Raw genomic sequence first — 20410 nt, forward strand, 5'->3', positions numbered from 1 at the left:
CAAGCTAAGTTTCTACGCCAAGGTTGGATGGAAAATAATTTACCAAAACTGTTTCATGATATGGGATGTACTTCTTTTATCTTGGATTGACTATAGCCTTATTGCTTCGATATTACTTAATGACAAAGCCCTAACGATAGAGCTTAAAATAAAAAAGCTTAATCGTAAAAGTTACGCTACACTCTTTCTTGTACATCGCTTACTGCCTCATACCTTGATAACTCACTGGACTGACTATGACTTTCGTTAACCCTATCAAAAATATGGTAACGCACGCTAATAAAAAATACATACCGATCACTTCAGTCGCTTTGATAGCAGCGATGGCATTATTGCCGGCATGTAGTACGGTCTCGGTGAATAAACAAGCTTCAGCAAAGACCATTACGGCACAGCGTGGCAATATTGTCACGGACAATAAGCTCAGTAGTGATACCGCATCAGCACTTCTATCAGCAGGGCTCAATGAGCAAGCTTGTATGCAGCAGTTTGATTTATGTTTGACCCAGCTCACCGATAGCATCTTAGATGAACACCACCGTCCCGCACTGGCTATTTTTTCTGAACTACATTATGCAAAGGCTCGACAGCTTGCCAAATCGCAAGACTGCCGCAATGCGCTTTCTCGCCCGCCACTCGACCCTTATTATGCCAATGCACCGTTAAGTGATACCGAGGCCAATACTCAACAAGAAAACACCAGTCGTTGCCTAACTGGCTACCAAGAGCGATTGTTTAATGCGATAAAATACAGTTATACCTATTTATTCTATGACAGCTTAGCGCATAATTTTGAAGATAGCGCTCAGCATAGTAGTCACTCTAGTACACCAAACCGCATTCCAAACGATACCGATATTCAAACTCAAGATATCTATAATGCCGCCAGCAATGATGTCATCACTCAGCTCTACAAGGCAGTGGATGGTTCAGATAAATTGATGGGTAACCCACAGATAGAACATTTACCAATAGCCTCCACCGAGCGTGATAACAGTGCACAGGCTACTATTGCCAATCGTGCACCTCTAGGAGGCAAGACTACCGACCAAATCAAAGTCATGAAGATACAAGTTGATGGCTATGACCTCGGCGTTTATTTGCCCAATGAAAACAGCTATCTGCAAAACGCACACAAGCAAACCTCCGCTCTAGCAGACCTGGTCTCTACTTATGATTTACGTCTCTCTGGACTAAACTCAATCAGTAAACGTCCAGGCTTGGGCATTAGCTTGGTTGCGTCATTGGATGATCGCTATACCACCACGATTCGCCAATTATTGGTCTCCTCACTGTCAGGTCAATCGGATGATAAAAAAGATAATATCGATGATAGCAAACCAAGTTCGCGAATTTATCCCACAGGTCACTTACTGTTAACGGGTCTGATTAAACCCAGTGGCGATAGCGTGCTAGAAGTACTAGACAGTCGTAAACTCGATATCCACCTGTATAATCCGTATCAAAGCGAAAGCGTCAATATCCTCAATAATGACTATCCACTGGCAGCCAACTTCTCTGCCGGTTATGGCTTGTGGCTATCAGAGAACCAACTAGATGGCGTCGGCTATCTAAATTTGATTACTCGCCAACCAGAAGAAAGACTGCCCAAATTATTCATGCTCGAGCCTTATGACCCCAATAAGCGCGTGCTGATTATGCTGCATGGCTTGGCCTCTAGCCCTGCTACCTGGGTGAATTTGACCAATGATATTCTCAATGATGATAAGTTACGTGACAACTATCAAGTTTGGCAAATATTCTATCCAACCAACTTACCTATTTTAGAAAACCGTTACCAAATCCAACGTCTAATTGACAGCACTTATCAGCAGACGGATCCAGCAGGACAAAATCTCGCGAGCAAAAATAGCGTGATTATCAGTCATAGTATGGGTGCTGTGATCGCTCGCATGATGCTATCTGATGAGAATTTGGTCGATAACCTAGACAATCTCGACGATCAAAATATACTCTCTAATAGCGAAAAACGTAAAATCCGTGATGCACTCAAAGCTTCTTTTGGCGAGGCCCAATTACAAGAACGTTTTAAGCTACAGGCTTTACCACAAGTAGATACCGCTGTCTTTTTGTCTGCGCCGTTTCGCGGTACTGATTATGCAGACCGCTGGTTCACGCGTGCCCTACGCCGTGTTGTCTACTTACCTGTCGGTTTAGTAAAAACTGTCACTGAAAATTTAGCAACGATTGCAACGCAAGGTGATTTGGCAGATAACCCCCTGGGCGCTCTATACCTACAAAACGGTGCTAGCCAGCTCAGCGATAAATCCTCCTTTATACAGCTGACCAAAGACCTCGCCATCAATGACCGCATTACTTATCACTCAATCATAGCCAATAACGATGCTGACATCACCAAAGGACTGGCAGAAATGCAGCCGGGCGGTGCCAGAATCGATTTGTCACAAGCGATAGAAGAGGACGCAAGAGGTGAGGTTATCAGTAAAAACGCTAATGCTGATACCACCAAACTGACAGATGAATCGATTGTAGCGGCCGTTACCATCGACGAAAACATCAGTCAGGCCTTAACTGAACGTTTGTCTGACGGTATCGTACCTTATACCAGTGCCCATCTAGACGGTGCTGCTTCTGAGACGGTCATTAATGGTGGTCACAGTATTCAAGAAAACCCTCAAACTATTTTGACATTAAGGCGTATACTGCATCAGCAGCTTAATCAATAGTTTAGGATCTGTTGAATACAGACGATATTGAACACTGTTAAGTACGATAAAACATCTTCTTTATACTTTATTACAATATATAATATTATATAAGGAATATAACATTAACTTATTCTTACTAATTTATATTTACTAGTAAGTATGCGTTACATGGCCTTACTTGTAGCGATAAAGCTGCAGGCGCATAATGAAGCATCAGTAACAGTAATTGAATGACCGACTATTTCTTAATTTGTATGGATATAAATTATTTATTCAGTTAAATCGCTTTAGTCATAGCATAAATAAAACGGTTTAACTCGCTAATATTCACAGCTAAAGAAAACCTGATTATTGACCGCGATACTCATATAAAAGTTTGCGGGCAGTTACTTGAGCGTATCATGGAAGCTTGCGCTACTTGGCTAACAAATAAAGGTAAGCGCTTATGTTCGCTGCATTTATGATCGATCAAATGGACGCGCTGTTACTCGCGCGTATTCAATTCGCTTTTGTTATCTCATTTCATATTGTATTTCCTGCATTTTCTATCGGACTTGCTAGCTGGTTAACTGTACTTGAATTCCGCTGGTTAAGAACGGGCGATCCTATCTATGCTGAAGTTTACAAGCATTGGATTAAGATATTCGCTGTCGTCTTCGGTATGGGTGTCGTATCCGGTGTGGTAATGTCCTACCAGTTCGGCACCAACTGGGCGGTATTCTCTGACAAAGCCGGTAACGTCTTAGGCCCACTACTCGCCTATGAAGTACTGACTGCTTTTTTCTTAGAAGCCTCTTTCTTAGGGATTATGCTGTTCGGTTGGGGACGTGTGAGCAAACGCATGCATTTTGCTGCAACTGCTATCGTCGCAGTCGGTACGCTGATTTCAGGTTTTTGGATTTTGGCCGCCAACAGTTTCATGCAAACGCCGCAGGGCTTTATGGTGGGCGCAGATGGCTTGCTATACCCAACCAACTGGCTTGAGATTATCTTCAATCCATCTTTCCCTTACCGTTATGCTCATATGATGACAGCAGCATTTTTGACAACTGCATTCGTTATTGGTGGTATCGGTGCTTATTATTTACAATCCAAAAAACATACCGAGCACCGCAAACACGGTCGCGTCATGCTAGGTATGGCGATGATTATGGCCATATTTGTCGCGCCAGCCCAGGTGTTAATTGGCGATGAACATGGTCTAAATACTTTAGAGCATCAACCAGCCAAAGTCGCTGCGATGGAAGGCATCTGGGAAGATGAGCGCGGCGCAGCCTTACGCTTATTTGCGATTCCTGACCAAGAAAACCAAACCAATAAATATGAAGTTAAGATTCCATATGTCTCTGGTTTGATTCTGACACATTCATTAGATGGTGAAATCAAAGGTCTCAAAAACTGGGCGCCTGAAGACCAACCACACGTTATGATTGTGTTTTGGGCGTTCCGTATCATGGTCGCTATTGGTATGTTGATGGTGCTGGTCGGTTTATTTAGCATATACAAATACTTCAAAAAACAGCAATTCAATCCCGAAAGTGTCTGGTTCCACCGTGCGTGGATGATGATGACACCGCTTGGTTTTATTGCATTGTTGTCTGGTTGGTTTGTGACTGAAACGGGTCGCCAACCATGGACCGTGTATGGCGTGATTCGTACAGCTGAAAGTATGTCACCAGTCGCTGCACAGCAAGTCGCGACCACATTGATTGGTTTCATTGTGCTGTATATCTTTGTCTTTGGCGCAGGCAGTTTCTATATCCTGCGCTTGATTGCTCAAGGGCCAAAACCCTATTCAGACCCTTCTGAAGATAACTTCTACGAGCATTCTGTCACAGAAGGTCAAGGTCGCACGTTGACTGGCGATACCAGTGCTGGCGACAGAATGAGAACAGACCTTGATGAACCTGCAGATGACATCGATGAAGGAGGGTTACGCTAATGTTTAACTACGGTGATGTATTAGACTTACCTTTGATTTGGGGCGGACTTATCGCTCTCGCAGTCTTCGTCTATGTTTTACTAGACGGTTTCGATCTAGGCTGTGGTATTTTATTTCCATTTGCAGGCTCCGATAAAAATCGTAGCCGCATTATGAACTCTATCGCACCATTTTGGGATGGTAATGAGACATGGTTGGTATTGGGCGGTGGTGGCTTGTTTGCCGCTTTCCCAGTCGCTTACGGTATCATTATGACGGGTCTTTATTTACCTGTAACAGCGATGCTATTTGGTCTTATTCTACGCGGCATAGCGTTTGAGTTTCGATTTAAATCCTCGACACGTCGCCATGTCTGGGATACTTGTTTTTTTGTCGGTTCAGTACTTGCTACTTTTTCTCAAGGGATTATGCTTGGGGCATTGGTACAAGGGCTTGAAGCCAGCAATCGCTTGTATACCGGTGGACCATTTGACTGGCTAACGCCTTTCTCTATCGTCTGCGGTTTTGCGATGATTATCGGTTATGCCCTACTTGGCTCTACCTGGCTTATTATCAAGACAGAACACAAACTACAAGTTTGGGCACGCAGAGTTTCTGGCTGGATGCTATCTGCTTTAGTCGTCGCCATGATTGTCGTCACAGTATTTATGTATTTTTCAGATATCAATGCACTCGACGGATGGTTTCACTTCCCAGATCTATTATATCTGGCTCCCATGCCTATTATCGTCATGGTGTTATTCTTTATTATGCGTAAAGACTTGAACACTGAACGTGAATATCGTCCATTCTTATTGACTGTGGCGCTATTTTTGATGGGTTATATCGGTGTTTGTTCTGCCATGTTCCCTTATATCGTACCGTATCAAATGACGATTTATGAAGCAGCCGCAGCAGATACATCACTGTCCTTTATGCTCGTTGGTGCTGGTATTATGCTACCCATTATTTTGAGTTACACCGCTTTTGCGTATTACACCTTTAAGGGTAAGACGGATCATGAGCATATGTACTGATAAGTAAGAACGTTAAGCATGGACATATGAATTGATAAAACAGTCACTGGCTATTGCTGTCCTTAGCAGTAGCTATACTGATGTTCAAAAGCGTATTGACACGTAAATGGGAGACGAGCATGAAAAAGCTCAGTAAGAAAAAGTCACAATGGCTATGGTTTGTCGGCCTATATGTGGCAGGATTTTTGGTCGTGTTTACCATTGCACAGCTAATCAAACTAGCAATGGGTGTTTAATATTCATTGAGATACACGTATAAAAAAGCAGCGTTGATTAAATCAACGCTGCTTTTTTATGCATACTCATATAGACAAAGAAATCTAAAATTGCTACAAGGCAGTTGGCTGTAGATTGTAGATTGTAGATTGTACAAATAGTACATCTAAGGAGGCTAACACCGTAGCAGTTTAGTAGTTCTCTGACTATATAAGAATTTATCGAGCTTATACACCTAAGTGATTTTGGGCACCCTTACTTTCAATAAACTCGTTTACCTGTTCCAAGCGCTCAGGCGTGCCTACATCTATCCAATTGTCAGTAATGACTTCAGCGGTAATCTGAAACTTGAGCATTGCTTGTTTAAGCAATGGTGCCAACGCTGCTGGCTGACCTGATACCAAGCCATCAACCAATCTAGGTGACATCACACTGATGCCAGCAAATGTATATTTATCACCATCACCTACAGGTTGCTCACTAGCAAGGCCATTATTAATCGCAAAATCTCCGCTATCATTGTGCGCCGGATTATCAATCAAGAGTAAATGCGCACGCTGATCGGCACCCAGTGTATAGTCTTGCAACTGGGTAAAATCATAAGTCGTCCAAACATCAGAGTTCACTAAGATAAACGGCTCATCACGCAGCTTATCAGTTTGTAATGCTTGAAAAATACCACCCGCTGTTTCTAAAGGTTCATCGCCTTCTACTGACCAATGCAGTTTTACGCCATATTGAGCGCCATCGCCCAACGTATCGATGAGCTTATCAGCCAACCACGACGCATTGATCGTAATGTCAGTGATACCTGCCGCCTGTAGCGCTTTGATATGCCAAACGATAAGCGGCTGACCCGCAACTTCAACCAAAGGCTTGGGCGTCTCAAGCGTCAACGGGCGTAGACGAGTACCCTTGCCCGCTGCCAAAATCATGGCTTGTGTAATCGTAGAGGTAGACATGTACACTCCTATAATATGTAATTTTTAAGCTCTTGAAATACGAATATGATAAATAGGTTTAGATATACTGTTGCACAAACTTATGCTGATATGCAGGCAGCACGGCATCCACAAACCATTTATTAAATGGTAGTAGCGCTTGTTGCAAGCTATCACTACCGTGTTTGCCAAGCCACTCTAGCTCAAAGACTAGGTCACTCATCACTTTAGGAATATCTGCTAAATAGCGGTCTTTGCCATCACGTTCAGACAAACGGATAAAAATCCCCAGTACTTTTAGATGACGTTGTACGCCCATTACATTGACATCATTTTCAAACTGTTGCGCACTAGCAGCTGCGGTTAGTCCTGCTTGCTGCTGTAATTGCCAAAAATCTTTCATCCATTCAGATATTTGACGCTCCGGCCATTCAACATAAGCATCACGCACTAGTGACACCAAATCATAGGTGTAAGAACCAACCACTGCATCTTGAAAATCAATCACACCTAAGCGCGAATGGTCTGCTTGATCTTGCATCAGATTGCGACTGTGATAATCACGATGAACGATGACTTGTGGCTGCTGCAAAATCTCTTTCGTCAATGCTACTTTTAAATTGTCCCACAACGTTTTATCAAGCGCTATTCCGACATACGGTATAAACCAATCCGTAAACAGCCCCATTTCACGATCTAATAACGCCGTATCATAATCTGGCAATTGGTGCTGAGATTTTGCTGTCTCAACAGGTACGGTCTGTAATGCGACCAACGTCTGCATTGCCAATTGATAGTACTCGTTCACTTGAGTAGAGGGTGCATCAACAAGCAAATGGGCGAACTCTACCGCACCAAAATCTTGTAAGACCAAAAAGCCTTTGGTCACATCTTGTGCGACAATCGCTGGTACATTAATAGCAGGTGACATCAATTTTGCAACGTTAATGAACTGACGCATGGCGTCTTGTTCGTCAGCAGAATCCATGACAATGTAATTCAACGCTCCATTACCATCATCTTTTGGTAGTTGAATACGATGGTATTGGCGGGCGCTGGCATCACCAGGCAGGCTATCTAAGTTAAATCTTTTACCTGTAAATATCTGCTGCAACCAGCTCTCTAGCTGCTGTAGGCGACTATTGGTTTCGGTATCAGTCATGTTCGGCTCTAAAGTTAGTTTGTTAGTCATAATGGGCATCGCAGGTTAAATATAAGTCGTAAACAATTAAAGTAGTGATAAGTCAGGTAAAACCTTGTTAAAATGGTGAAATCTTGAGCCACAATAACTGCTATAACAAGTATATTGAGTTATCATTCAATATTTAGCGCTAAGCATAATCTCGGCAATCATTCGAAAAGCAGCCTAGCTATATTATAAATTTTGGTAAATAGTGTAGCTGATTTGGTTTTTTTTGACTATGATTAGTCGTCATTATATGTAAAACACTCAAATTCTTGAGATCGCTATTAGCAATTAGTGATTTTTTAGTCGTTTATTAACTGCTATACCTTGTTCAATAATGCGGCTACTAAGCTCAGTATCGCAATCCAATAGGCTCTGCAATCATAGGTGTGCCCTTGTTATATTCTCCGCTTTACCAAAGCATTCGCGTGATCTTATTTGGCGCCTTAGGCTTATCTAGCCTAGCCGTTAATGCTGCAATCAGCGATGCTGACACACAAAAAACTGCGCCGATCCTCACCGATAGTAGTACACGTTACATATCTAAAGCAGCGCCTAATGCTAATAGCAATATCAATCAAACGCCTGATTATAGTGATATCAACTATCAAGCGAGTCAGAGTCCAAAGCCTACTGCTGCAACCAAACAGTCGCAACAGGCAGTCGCCGCTAAAGCTACTATTGGTGACTCAACTTTAACCAACGGCATTAATAGTATTGATACGGCTGCAAGTGTTAGCACTTTAGATAGCAGCTCTTTTAACGATAGCGACCTCAGTGATAGTTCTGTCAATAATGACAGCTTTTTCAATACTGAGAGCTCCTTTAGTCAAGACACCCTAGATGACAGCTCTCTAGAAGTCACTGCTATTAAAGATAGCAACAATAAAGACGGAGATAATCAAGACAGTAACAATTCAGCTTTTGTACCAGCACCCGATACTCAGAAAAGCCTTGCCGCTGTACAAAGTAATGATACCAGCACGCCTAAGACTGCAAAAAACACCAACAAGCTTGATTTAAATGATGAAAGCATTCAAGACAGCTTAATGCGCTTGGCAGAGTTCTATGAGCTAACACCCGATACTGAGGTTCCAACTGCTGATAGTATGGTCGACACAACCAGTCCTCAAGTCATTCCTAAAGTTGGTAAGAACTTACAGATACCAATACGTACTGTAGATAGCTCACAACGCTGTGAAGGCCAATGGGTATATCCACATAGCAACCCTAATTATCAGCGTGCTGTCAATGAGGCTAGAGCCACTAATAGCCTCGAAAATAACCGAGCACCTCTGTTTACAGAATCGGACTATGGTTATTACGACAGCGTTGACTATGCTGAGCTCTCGGGTAATGTCATTATTAATCAAGGCACTCAGCAAATAGCAGCAGAAAAAGTCTCGCTAGATTTGAGCAAAGGTGTGGCAGCAGCCCAAGGCAACGTCATGTTTACTGACCAAGCGACAGGGCAAAAAGTACCACGGAATAATATACCCAATCAGGCTATGAATAATACTCAAGCCAGTTTAAGTGAAAGAGCGTCACAAGGCGGCCTGATTGGCGTCGCAGACAGCTTGAACTACAACACTGAAACGGGACAATCAACCGCTGAGAATGTGGCTTTTGCTAGTGTCGACCTACAAGCACATGGCTATGCTAAGCGCTTAAACAGACCCAATGACAGTCACTACGAATTAGATGATGTCATGTTTAGTACCTGCCCGCCCATGAATCGAAAATGGCAGTTTGATGCCAAAACTATTGATTTAGATACAGAAACAGGCCGCGGTGAAGCTTACGACACAACGTTCCGTATCGCTGACATACCAGTATTCTATCTGCCCTATTTTAACTTCCCAATAGACAGTCGCCGCAGTAGTGGCTTCTTATTACCGAATGTCGGTATCAGTAGTGAAACCGGTCTTGAAGTTGATGTACCTTATTATTTAAATTTGGCACCCAATTACGATGCCACGCTCAATACTCATATCTACACTGATCGCAACCCCATGCTATCAGGTGAGTTTCGTTATTTGACCGAAAATTACGGTAAAGGTACGGTAACTGGTTCATACCTCCCTAATGATAACGAGTACGATGACGAAAATCGTAGCAGTCTGTTTTATGATCATACTTGGGAATCCAAGAGTATTCCGCGTTTAAGCGGAGATCTCAAATACAGCTATGTCTCGGATTCGGACTATCTGGATGACTTCGATACGCTTGGTTTATCCGATAGTACAGTAAATTTACCGAGACGTGCCCGCCTCAACTATTATAACGACTATGTCACTGGTGAACTAAAACTCGAGACCTTTCAAACACTGGATGCTTTTGACAGCGATGGTGACGCACTAGAGGATAAAGACAAACCGTACTCTCGCCTGCCACAACTGATGCTGAACTACCGCATACCAACAAACAATAACTTTGAAATTACGGGTGTTAGTGACTCAGCGTACTTTAAAAAATCTATCGATGATGGTTCTGAGACCGAAAAGAGCGGCACACGTCTTTATAATAAAATTAGTGCCACTTATCCGATTGAATCTTCTTGGGGCTACATCAAACCAAAGCTGAGCCTACAGCACCTCTATACGGCATATGACGAAGACAGCTTAGAGGATAGCTCGCTAGGTGCAGAAGATGGCAGTCTATCAGCGTTTGTACCGCAAGCCAGTATTGATGCTGGATTGCACCTATACCGCGCTGGTTCACCATTTGGTGCATTTGACGATACTATGGGTGGCTATCAATTACTTAATCCACGATTGAAGTACACTTATGCACCGTACGAAGACCAGAATGATATTCCTAACTTTAATACCCGTATTGCTTCTATCAACTATGAGCAGCTATTTTCGGACAGTTGGTTTTTAGGTCATGACCGCTTGCAAGACTTGCATGCTGTTACGCCTGGGATTAATTATCGTTACATCGATGCAACGGGTGTGACACGTTTCGATGGTAGTATTGCAGAACAGTTTTATATCGATGATGGTCGCGTCACGCTCGCCGATGATGAGCCTGTTTTTACCACGTCATCATCAGGCATGGTTTGGGATGCGAGCATCCAACCATATAATAACGTTTGGGTCGATGTAAACGGTGCATTGAGCAATAGCTATGACTTAAACTTTATCACAACCGAGCTACGTTACCAGCCAACAGACAACAGCTTATTTAATGTCGGCTTCGTAAAGCGTCAAAGTGATACGAACACCAATCAGCTACCGTTATCTGCCGTTACTGCATCGGCTATATTCCCTATCAATAGTAAATGGCGAATATTGACACAAGGCCAATATGATTATCGCAACAGCAAGATGCTTGATGCACTTGTTGGTGTCGATTACGAAGACTGCTGCTTTGGTTTTGCTGTTTATGGCCGTCGTTATTATAATGACTTGGATGTTACCAACGAGCCGACACAAGCAATCATGGCAGAGCTTAGACTAAGTGGTCTTGGTAGCGGTAATGGTAGTTTGACGCGTTTACTGTCTGAAAAGGTACGTGGCTTTGATACTGTGCAAACTGCGTGGAAAAACTAAGGTTTCTTACAAGGTCTATTATAAAGCCAAAACTTTATGACAGACCGATAAGCTACTTAGCTGAACAAATTAAGAATGAGCGGTTAAATAAAGTCAGCTTATCCCATTACTCGCGTAGCTATCTATTTACGTGATACTATTTATCACATTATTATGGACAAGATTATTCAGTATATGATTATTAAAATATAATGGATATGGTTGACCAACTACCATCCGATGCGATGACATTGATGAGGAGCATCATGAGATTTTTTTCTGTACGTCAAACCAGCCGTGCTGTACTGTTTTCGATGGGTATGAGTGCAGGCCTTGTGCTTAGTCTCAGTGCCCAAGCTGCCACCGTAAAGCCTGCAGCGGCTAAAGCGACAACCAATGCTGAACAAAGCAACGTGAATCGCTTGACCCCAGCCAACAGCACAGACGGTATCATTGCATTAGTCAATGAAAATGCTATCTTAAAAAGTGAATTGGTTGCGGCTATTACGCAAGCTCAAGCACGTGCTAAAGCTGCTGGCGAGCCAATTGCCAACTCAGCTCAGCTACAGTCTGAAGTGTTAAATGCACTTATCTTACGTGAGTTGCAGCTGTCTATGATTAAGCGCTCAGGCCTAAAACCTGACGATGCCGCTATCAATCAGCGCCTAGGTCAAATCGCACAAGCAGAAGGACTCAATAGCATCTCAGCACTACAGCAACGCTTAGATGCAGCAAGACCTGGTAGCTACGCTGCTCTGCGTGCTCAGTTGATCGAAGACGCCTCTATTCAAGCATTGCAGCAACGTCAAATCAGTGATCGTGTCCGCATCAGCGAGCAGGATATTGATGCATTTTTGGCATCTCCTGAAGCCAAGCGATTGAACCAAAGTGAATATCAAACCATTCATGTACGCGTGCCTTACATCGATGACTATAGCCGTTTATCAGAGGCGCAGCGTGCAGAAGCATTAAAGGTAGCGGAAGCATTACGCACTCGCCTGCTCGTATCAGATGTCAATGTCACGGAAGCTGTCGCTGCTAGCCAAGGTAGCTATCCTATCCCACTACAAGGTGGCGATATGGGCTTTCACAAAGCGGCCTCATTGCCTACAGAACTGTCAAGCCAAATTACCAAGCTTGACGTCGGTGCGGTTAGCGAACCATTAGTTACCCCTGAAGGTATCGATATCATTAAGCTTGCTAATAAAAAAGCCAGTGATACCATGCTGATACCGCAGTGGCAAACTCGTCACATCTTGGTGAAAGTTGATGAGCTCCAGACGGACGCGCTTGCTGAACAAAAAATCAATGACTTATATGAGCAGCTACGTAGTGGTGCTGACTTTGCTGGTTTAGCATCAACCTATTCAGATGATCCCGGTTCAGCTGGTCGCGGTGGCGATCTTGACTGGGTCAGTGAAGAGGACATGGTCGGTCCGTTTGAAGCTGTCATGAAAAATACAGCGGTCGGTGATTATTCTGCGCCTTTCAAGACCCAGTTCGGTTGGCATATCTTAAAAGTTGATGGTAAGCGTGATCAGGACGTTAGTGAACAATATCGTCGCAATATGGCACGTCAAGCATTGTACCAACGCCTAGCACCACAGGCTCAAGAAGACTGGCTACAAGAGTTACGTTCTAGCGCTTATATCCAAGTACTTGGATAAGAAGCTACCGAATAGATTAACAACATAAATAGTCTTTTTGAAAAAGGGTACATGCCAATGCATGTACCCTTTTTTATTGATAGGCGCCCATTTTTAAAAGCTAGCGTTTAAGGATCTTTTTTAATTCCTGATATTCTAATTTTCTATAAAACCCAAAAAATGAATCTTCAGCGAATGAATTTTACACACAAAGAAAAGCCCCGAACCTAGGGCGATTGGTTCGAGGCTTTAACGCTTCATGTTGTTATTATTTCCGTGTTGACTCATCCTAAGTCATGAACAGTAAACTATAAGACAGCGGGCTGACCTGAGCTTTTATTGATACTGTCTCAACACTGCATCCTTGCATATCCTTGTGTTGATGGTCGTATTGTAGGGCAATCAGTTTGATACAACTAGAGGCTAAAGACCTTATTTGACGTAAGCATATGCTTACGTTTTTAGACAAAGCTAGACAGTACAATAGCTTATAACGTTAGTGCCTATTAGTCCAAAATCATTTACTCTTCTGCGTGTTCTTTTGATACCTTTTTACCTTCTTTTTTACCTTCTTCTATTTTATGGTCTGTCTCTTTAATATCTTCTGCGTCCTTAGTAGGCGCATTTTGCGCTTGTTGGCTGGTCTTTTCTGGCTCATATTGTAGCGTCGTCATAACAGGAAAGTGGTCAGAGCCAATAGAGGGCATGCGCTTTATATCTACAACGGTAAAGCAGGCACTATGGAAAATATGGTCTAATGCCCAACGCAGAAATGGATAATTGACGTGGAAAGTATTGATAAAATGTCGGCCGATACGAGGGTCTAGTAACCCAGATATACGCTGAAAACGTCGAGTCGTCTTTGACCATGCCACATCATTGAGATCACCTGCCAATATCGCCGTTTGGTCGTTTTCTTTTATATGCTTTCCGACCATGAGCAGCTCGGCATCTCGAGTGGTAGATTTGTCTGCTTCGGTTGGACTGGGCGGCATAGGATGCAAGCAATACAACCAAATGACGCGACCACTTTGCAAGCGCAGCTGCGCATGAATAGAAGGAATATCATCAATCATCAAGTATTTGACTTCAGGATCAATCAACTCAAGCTTAGAATAGAGATGCATACCATACAGATTATCCAATGGAACCTTTACGGTATAAGGATAGTCAGATTCGATCTGCTGCAAGGCCTTTTCCCATTTTTTATCACTTTCTAGCGTAATTAAAATATCAGGTTCTTTTTGCTTGACCAAATCAACCAGTTTTTGCGTATTATCGTTAGGCGTCAAAACATTTGAAACCATTATTTTTAGATGATTATCCTGCCCCTCTGGTTTGTCTTTTGCTTTCTCGACTTCTTTTTTCCACAATCTAGTATAAGGCAGTATCATTCTCAGCTGAAATGCTAAAGTGATACTTAAGACTAAGAATAACAGCCACTGACCTAACGCCCATTCTGACCAAAACAGCAGCATGCCAATCCAAGCAATGGCACCTAACACCATGATTTGAATGCGTGGAAACTCAACGCCGCGTACCCACCAATTATCAAGTGGTATCCAACCCCAAATCGTTACGAAGGCAATGAATCCTGCTAGCCCTTGTAGGCTGTAATATAATAGTGAGAGATCCATAGTGTGTATTAACCGTCTATTAGGATGATGACTGAAGAAATGGCCCTGTTCATGACTTATTCGGTGGCAAAATATGGCATGGCTTGGTCTGAATTGAAGTTCGCTTCTAACCTTAGCATTTCACAATATTATAGACTACTAATGAGCAATCATGATGCGACAACTATCATAAAACATTACAATATTTACAAGCTCATAATAACCATCATCGTATATGTCTTTTCGATAGTCATGATTGTTAGATATTATTAATATACGATGAGTTGTCTAAGGCATAGTGAGTGTCACTATTATGCTAATAACTTAAAGTTATAACGAACATAGTTAATAGTATATAGAAAACCGCTAAAACGCCTTGCTTTTTGGCGCTATTCACGGCATTGTTATCGGTTGGTGATGCAACAAATAATTGTAAATAGGATTGGATTTCATGAGTAATTTAACAGTAGGCTTGGTAGGCTGGCGCGGTATGGTTGGGTCAGTATTGATACAACGTATGCAAGAAGAAAATGACTTCAATGGCATCACACCTGTGTTCTTTTCAACCAGCAACGCAGGCGGAGATGCGCCAAGCTTTGAGGGTATTGAAACTAGCCAATTAAAAGATGCTCATGATATTGACGCACTTGCTGCTTGTGATGTCGTTATTACTTGCCAAGGTGGTGATTACACGTCAAAGGTACATCAACCATTACGTGATGGCGGTTGGAATGGTTATTGGGTTGATGCAGCGAGCACGTTGCGAATGAAAGATGACAGCATCATTATTCTTGATCCAGTCAATCGCGCTGTCATCGATAGTGCCTTAGCCAATGGTAAAAAAGACTTTATCGGTGGTAACTGTACCGTGTCATTGATGTTGATGGCCATCGGTGAGTTGTTTAATAGAGGCTGGGTCGAATGGGTCAGCGCCATGACATACCAAGCCGCTAGTGGCTCTGGTGCCAACAACATGCGCGAGCTTATTAGCGGTATGGGCATATTACATGATGCAGTCAAAGACGAGTTGGCTGACCCTGCTAGCGCGATTCTTGAGATCGACAAAAAAATCGCGCAAACTCAGCGCTCAGATGACTTCCCTACCCAATACTTTGGTGTGCCACTAGCAGGTAGCTTAATACCATATATTGATGTTCAACTAGAGAACAAGCAATCCAAAGAAGAATGGAAAGGTGGTGTTGAAACCAACAAAATCCTTGGTAATTCTGAAGCTGATAAGATTGCTATCGACGGTATGTGTGTCCGCGTCGGTGCGATGCGCTGCCATGCGCAAGGGCTGACGATCAAGCTCAAAAAAGACATTCCATTAGAAGAAATCGAAGCGGCATTAAGAAACAGCGGCAACGAGTGGTTAGATTTGGTCGAAGATGACAAAGAAGCAACCATAAACCGCTTAACGCCAGTGGCTGTCACTGGTACTTTGACTGTTGCGTTAGGTCGCCTGCGTAAGCTCAATATGGGCCCTGAATATCTAGGTGCATTTACTGTCGGTGATCAACTGCTATGGGGCGCAGCTGAACCATTACGCCGTATGCTTAATATCATTCGCGAGCAAAAAAACTAGACAAGTTACCCAAAATCCTGAATACAAAAAAGACAGCGATTGCTGTCTTTTTTTATGGGGCTAATTTCTATAAACCTATGAATAGTTAAAGCAGATAAATAACATATTCATTAAAAATTATATCTTTGAGCTGCGGCTATTATTTTGACTCGTAGGCGATCATCACCTCATTACGGCGCAAAAATGGTAACGTCCAAGGTGGGTTATAACGTGCCAATTCAGGCTCGCCTGTAGGGGTCAGATTCTGGTCTTGCATCCATGTTTGCAGCGCTTTGGTTTTTTCCGCTACTTTGTCTTCTCCTGCGAGCCAAGAGAACTTAATCACACCATAAGTCTGTGCAGGCACTTCAATAATCTCAACATTTGGATTATTAGGCTTTGGTAACGTTTGCATAGTGTATTGACTTGGCATAGTGAACTGCACGCGCCACTTTCCATCCTCCTGCTGCATGCTCACTGGTGCTGTCATCGCGATTTTCTGTGAGTCGGTTTCACTTTTTTTATTATTAGGCTGCATGGTCACAGGCGCTGTCATGCTAATTTTACTACTGCCGCCCGTTGGTGCTGTATTATTACCAAAAATATAATCCGCTAACACTTTGAACCCTTCTCGACTGGCGGCGTCTTGATCGCCACTCACCCACGTTTGTGCCACGAGCTGCTCGTCATAATGACGCAGCTCAAAGTCGCCTATTTGTGTCAATAACGTGTACTCTGGCTCTTCCGTCTCAGCGGCCATCGCCCCTTTTGATATCAATAATAATCCGCCCATTAATAATAAATAACCTGTCTTTTTCATATTATCTTCCTAGTCTCTTAAAATGTCGTCTGATGTCGTCTAATTACGGCCTGATGACTTTAAGTGCGCCATCTGTATGATTGGTACTTTATCAATGACGCCACTTGCTATCTGTGTTTTTTGGTTATAACAAAGCGAGATTGACCAAAGTGTGTATCGACCATATATCGATGACACCCAATATCTATAGTCAAAGAACGCTAAAACGGGTACAAGGCAGCCGACTGAAGATGGTACAAGTAGTACATTTAGGGAGAGTAACACCGTAGCAGTTCAGTGATTCTCTGACTATATGTCCAAAAAAACCGCTAACAATGCTATAATTATCGCCATTTTCATAGCGTAAATAGCGATAATCATATGCAATTTGTCTTACATAAAACGGCCAGCGGTGACACGCGTGCACGCCGTGGTACAGTTCATCTCAATCATGGCGACGTGCAAACGCCTGCCTTTATGCCTGTTGGTACTTATGGTACGGTCAAGGGTATGCTGCCACGTGATATCGAGGCCATCGGTGCGGATATTATTTTGGGCAATACCTTTCATCTATGGTTGCGTCCAGGTACCGAGGTGATTGATAAGTTTGGTGGCTTGCATAAGTTCATGCATTGGGACAAGCCTATCCTGACTGATTCAGGTGGTTTCCAAGTATTCAGTCTGGGTGCCATGCGTAAAATCACCGAAGAAGGTGTAGATTTTAAATCTCCTATCGACGGTGCTAAAGTTTTTCTGTCTCCAGAAAAATCGATGCAAATTCAGTATAGCTTGAACTCAGACATCGTCATGCAGTTTGACGAGTGTACGCCCTATCCAGCCACTCATGATGAAGCGAAAAAGTCTTTAGAGCTATCGCTACGTTGGGGACAACGCTGTGTGGATGAGCATAACAGACTGGGCAGTACCAATGCCTTATTTGGTATCGTACAAGGCAGCATGTATCCTGATTTACGTCAGCAATCACTTGAAGGTCTGCTAAATATTGGCTTCGATGGTTATGCCATCGGTGGTCTGTCTGTTGGTGAGCCAAAAGATGAGATGATGGATGTCCTAGACTACCTTCCTGATGATATGCCAGCAGATAAGCCACGCTATCTAATGGGCGTTGGTAAGCCTGAGGATTTAGTTGAGGGCGTACGTCGCGGTGTCGATATGTTTGATTGTGTCATGCCCACTCGTAACGCACGTAACGGCCACTACTTTGTCACAGGCGATACAGACAACGCTGGTGTGGTACGTATCCGTAATAGCCAGTATCGCAATGACGAAGGTTCATTAGACCCTGAATGCGACTGCTATACTTGCCAGAACTTCAGCCGAGCTTATCTCTATCACTTGAATAAATGTAAAGAAATGCTAGGCGCTCAGCTAGCCACCATTCATAACTTACGCTATTACCAACGTTTGATGCAGGGTATTAGAGATGCTATTGAACAAGACACATTTGATGAGTTCGTCATCGAGTTTTATGCTAAACGTGGTCAAACAGTACCTGAGCTAAACTTACGCTAATCATCGCAATTATTTATCGATAGACATACAAAAGGGCTTAAGAGTTATCTTAAGCCCTTTTGTATGTCTATTACTTTTAAAGCAGAGCAATCAAATGCCTTGCTTTAAATTTATTAGATTAACGCATTAACAAATACGACTACGACTGCAATTGGGGCAACGAATTTAGCAACGATTTGCCAAACCTGAAACGCACCATTAGACAATCCAAGCTCTTGTTGAATACTACGCTGATCCATTCTCCAAGCAAGGAATATAATCGCTGCAAGGCCCGTTAAAGGTAGAATGAATTTACTGGTCAATTTATCTAGAGCATCGAAAATATTGTTGTCCAAGATAGTAACGTCAGACCATAGATTGAACGATAGTAATGCCGCGATACCTAGCAACCAAATGATAGTACTCGAAACGATCGTCGCTACAGTACGGCTCATGGAAGTACGCTCTTCTAAAAACTCAACCGTTGGCTCAAGCAATGAGATTGCTGAAGTAACAGCAGCGAAGGTAATAAGTAAGAAGAACAATGTACCAATAATCGTACCAGCGCCCATGCTACCGAAAGCAATTGGCAAACTAACAAAGATAAGACCAGGACCTGAAGCAGGATCTAGACCATTACTAAAGATAATTGGGAAAATAGCTAGACCAGCAGCCAAAGCAATCACAGTATCTAGAATAACAACCGTACGTGCCGTCTTAAGTAAGTTCACTTCACGACCCAAATATGAGCCATAAGCAACCATGATACCCATACCAATTGATAGTGTGAAGAAAGCATGGCCCAATGCGGCAATCATAACATCTTCGGTCAGCTTGCTTAGATCAGGAGTAAACAGATAAGCCACTGCCTCACCAAAGCCACCATTCATGACGTTGTAACCAACGATAACGAATAGAATCAAACCTAATAATGGCATTAAAATTTTAGCTGTTCTTTCGATACCGCTCGTCACACCAATACCAACGATAACAGCGGTAAAGAACATGAATACTGTATGCCATATCGTTAATGTACCAGCAGAGGCTAACATAGCATCAAATGTAGCACCAACAGCATCGCTATCTTGTCCAACGAACTGACCTGTCGCTATTTTAGTCACATAGTTGAGTGCCCAACCACCGATGACACTATAGAACGATAGAATTAAGAAGCCACCCAAAATACCTGAAGCACCAATAATCCCCCAACTGCGTGACTTGCCTTCACTTGTGGCAACATCAACAAAGGTATTAACTGGGTTCTTTTGTCCGCGGCGACCAATCAGCCATTCAGCAACCAAAATTGGAAAGCCAACTAACGCAATACAAAATAAATAAGCGATAACGAAAGCTGAACCACCACTTTCACCTACCATGTATGGAAATTTCCATATATTTCCCAAACCAACTGCTGAGCCTACTGCTGCCAACACGAAGCCAAAACTTGAGCTCCACTGTGCATGTTCTTGTTTATTGATAGCCATTTTTCCATCCTCGTGCTTCAATTAATGTCACTGATAATCTTCCTTGATTATCATAAAAGCCATTCACAATAATAGGCTATTTAATAAGCGCATCAATGCGAAACGCCCAGTAACATTAAGAAAGAATTGATTACAATACCGTAAACGCTCAGTTTCTGCTAAGCGACCAAAAAAGTCAAGTACTCACAAACATAAAAAGCCATAACTAATAGTTATGACTTTCAGGGTTTTATCTAAATTTAACAAGCGTTTGGTCGATTAGAAG

General features: G+C 42.8%; 13 protein-coding genes. 8 read left to right on the forward strand and 5 right to left on the reverse strand.

Annotation, left to right across the window (positions count from 1 at the left end; all coding sequences use genetic code 11):
* Window positions 1–236 precede the first annotated feature (236 nt).
* From ACZW67_RS12190 to ACZW67_RS12205, 4 genes are all read left to right on the forward strand, one after another.
* On the forward strand, window positions 237–2708 hold the full coding sequence (locus ACZW67_RS12190) for an esterase/lipase family protein (protein WP_465183465.1): 2472 nt from the start codon (window positions 237–239) through the stop codon (window positions 2706–2708).
* Window positions 2709–3135: 427 nt separating this feature from the next.
* Window positions 3136–4632 carry a cytochrome ubiquinol oxidase subunit I gene (locus tag ACZW67_RS12195; RefSeq protein ID WP_465183466.1) on the forward strand — a complete coding sequence of 499 codons (1497 nt, stop codon included), beginning with the start codon at window positions 3136–3138 and terminating at the stop codon, window positions 4630–4632.
* Window positions 4632–5648 (forward strand): cytochrome d ubiquinol oxidase subunit II, encoded by a 1017-nt coding sequence (cydB, locus tag ACZW67_RS12200; protein ID WP_110922378.1) that lies wholly within the window; start codon window positions 4632–4634, stop codon window positions 5646–5648. Before ACZW67_RS12195 ends, cydB begins: the two co-directional genes overlap by 1 nt.
* Window positions 5649–5767: 119 nt before the next feature.
* Window positions 5768–5884 (forward strand): DUF2474 domain-containing protein, encoded by a 117-nt coding sequence (locus ACZW67_RS12205; protein ID WP_370463019.1) that lies wholly within the window; start codon window positions 5768–5770, stop codon window positions 5882–5884.
* A gap of 207 nt (window positions 5885–6091) precedes the next feature.
* Here ACZW67_RS12205 and murU read toward each other — a convergent pair whose 3' ends face one another.
* Window positions 6092–6826, reverse strand: a complete 735-nt coding sequence (gene murU, locus ACZW67_RS12210) for an N-acetylmuramate alpha-1-phosphate uridylyltransferase MurU (protein WP_465183467.1) — start codon at window positions 6824–6826, stop codon at window positions 6092–6094.
* 58 nt (window positions 6827–6884) lie between these two features.
* Window positions 6885–7997 (reverse strand): aminoglycoside phosphotransferase family protein, encoded by a 1113-nt coding sequence (locus ACZW67_RS12215; protein WP_465183468.1) that lies wholly within the window; start codon window positions 7995–7997, stop codon window positions 6885–6887.
* 389 nt (window positions 7998–8386) lie between these two features.
* Here ACZW67_RS12215 and ACZW67_RS12220 point away from each other — a divergent pair, with 389 nt between their 5' ends.
* Both ACZW67_RS12220 and ACZW67_RS12225 read left to right on the forward strand, forming a co-directional pair.
* Entirely contained in the window at window positions 8387–11545 is a 3159-nt protein-coding gene (locus ACZW67_RS12220) for an LPS-assembly protein LptD (protein ID WP_465183469.1), read from the forward strand.
* Window positions 11546–11790: 245 nt separating this feature from the next.
* Window positions 11791–13191 (forward strand): peptidylprolyl isomerase, encoded by a 1401-nt coding sequence (locus ACZW67_RS12225; protein WP_201590162.1) that lies wholly within the window; start codon window positions 11791–11793, stop codon window positions 13189–13191.
* A gap of 500 nt (window positions 13192–13691) precedes the next feature.
* On the opposite strand, the gene ACZW67_RS12230 is transcribed toward ACZW67_RS12225, so the two are convergent.
* Window positions 13692–14807 (reverse strand): endonuclease/exonuclease/phosphatase family protein, encoded by a 1116-nt coding sequence (locus ACZW67_RS12230; RefSeq protein ID WP_465183470.1) that lies wholly within the window; start codon window positions 14805–14807, stop codon window positions 13692–13694.
* A 430-nt stretch (window positions 14808–15237) separates the two neighbouring features.
* On the opposite strand from ACZW67_RS12230, the gene asd reads away from it, so the two are divergent.
* Window positions 15238–16371 (forward strand): aspartate-semialdehyde dehydrogenase, encoded by a 1134-nt coding sequence (gene asd / locus ACZW67_RS12235; RefSeq protein WP_465183471.1) that lies wholly within the window; start codon window positions 15238–15240, stop codon window positions 16369–16371.
* A 139-nt stretch (window positions 16372–16510) separates the two neighbouring features.
* Here the strand turns inward: asd and ACZW67_RS12240 are convergent, their stop codons facing one another.
* Window positions 16511–17170, reverse strand: a complete 660-nt coding sequence (locus tag ACZW67_RS12240; RefSeq protein ID WP_465183472.1) for an SOUL family heme-binding protein — start codon at window positions 17168–17170, stop codon at window positions 16511–16513.
* Between the two features lie 360 nt (window positions 17171–17530).
* Here ACZW67_RS12240 and tgt point away from each other — a divergent pair, with 360 nt between their 5' ends.
* On the forward strand, window positions 17531–18682 hold the full coding sequence (gene tgt / locus ACZW67_RS12245) for a tRNA guanosine(34) transglycosylase Tgt (RefSeq protein ID WP_465183473.1): 1152 nt from the start codon (window positions 17531–17533) through the stop codon (window positions 18680–18682).
* 113 nt (window positions 18683–18795) lie between these two features.
* On the opposite strand, the gene ACZW67_RS12250 is transcribed toward tgt, so the two are convergent.
* Window positions 18796–20145, reverse strand: coding sequence for a sodium-dependent transporter (locus ACZW67_RS12250; protein ID WP_197218410.1), 1350 nt, complete (start codon window positions 20143–20145; stop codon window positions 18796–18798).
* Window positions 20146–20410 lie beyond the last annotated feature (265 nt).

Source organism: Psychrobacter sp. TPE 89C (assembly GCF_055522395.1).

What these genes read in the sequence shown, in the direction of transcription:
- ACZW67_RS12190 (WP_465183465.1), top strand. Translation starts at nt 237, where the DNA reads ATGACTTTCGTTAACCCTATCAAAAATATGGTAACGCACGCTAATAAA.
- ACZW67_RS12195 (WP_465183466.1), top strand. Translation starts at nt 3,136, where the DNA reads ATGTTCGCTGCATTTATGATCGATCAAATGGACGCGCTGTTACTCGCG.
- cydB (WP_110922378.1), top strand. Translation starts at nt 4,632, where the DNA reads ATGTTTAACTACGGTGATGTATTAGACTTACCTTTGATTTGGGGCGGA.
- ACZW67_RS12205 (WP_370463019.1), top strand. Translation starts at nt 5,768, where the DNA reads ATGAAAAAGCTCAGTAAGAAAAAGTCACAATGGCTATGGTTTGTCGGC.
- murU (WP_465183467.1), bottom strand. Translation starts at nt 6,826, where the DNA reads ATGTCTACCTCTACGATTACACAAGCCATGATTTTGGCAGCGGGCAAG.
- ACZW67_RS12215 (WP_465183468.1), bottom strand. Translation starts at nt 7,997, where the DNA reads ATGACTAACAAACTAACTTTAGAGCCGAACATGACTGATACCGAAACC.
- ACZW67_RS12225 (WP_201590162.1), top strand. Translation starts at nt 11,791, where the DNA reads ATGAGATTTTTTTCTGTACGTCAAACCAGCCGTGCTGTACTGTTTTCG.
- ACZW67_RS12230 (WP_465183470.1), bottom strand. Translation starts at nt 14,807, where the DNA reads ATGGATCTCTCACTATTATATTACAGCCTACAAGGGCTAGCAGGATTC.
- asd (WP_465183471.1), top strand. Translation starts at nt 15,238, where the DNA reads ATGAGTAATTTAACAGTAGGCTTGGTAGGCTGGCGCGGTATGGTTGGG.
- ACZW67_RS12240 (WP_465183472.1), bottom strand. Translation starts at nt 17,170, where the DNA reads ATGAAAAAGACAGGTTATTTATTATTAATGGGCGGATTATTATTGATA.
- tgt (WP_465183473.1), top strand. Translation starts at nt 17,531, where the DNA reads ATGCAATTTGTCTTACATAAAACGGCCAGCGGTGACACGCGTGCACGC.
- ACZW67_RS12250 (WP_197218410.1), bottom strand. Translation starts at nt 20,145, where the DNA reads ATGGCTATCAATAAACAAGAACATGCACAGTGGAGCTCAAGTTTTGGC.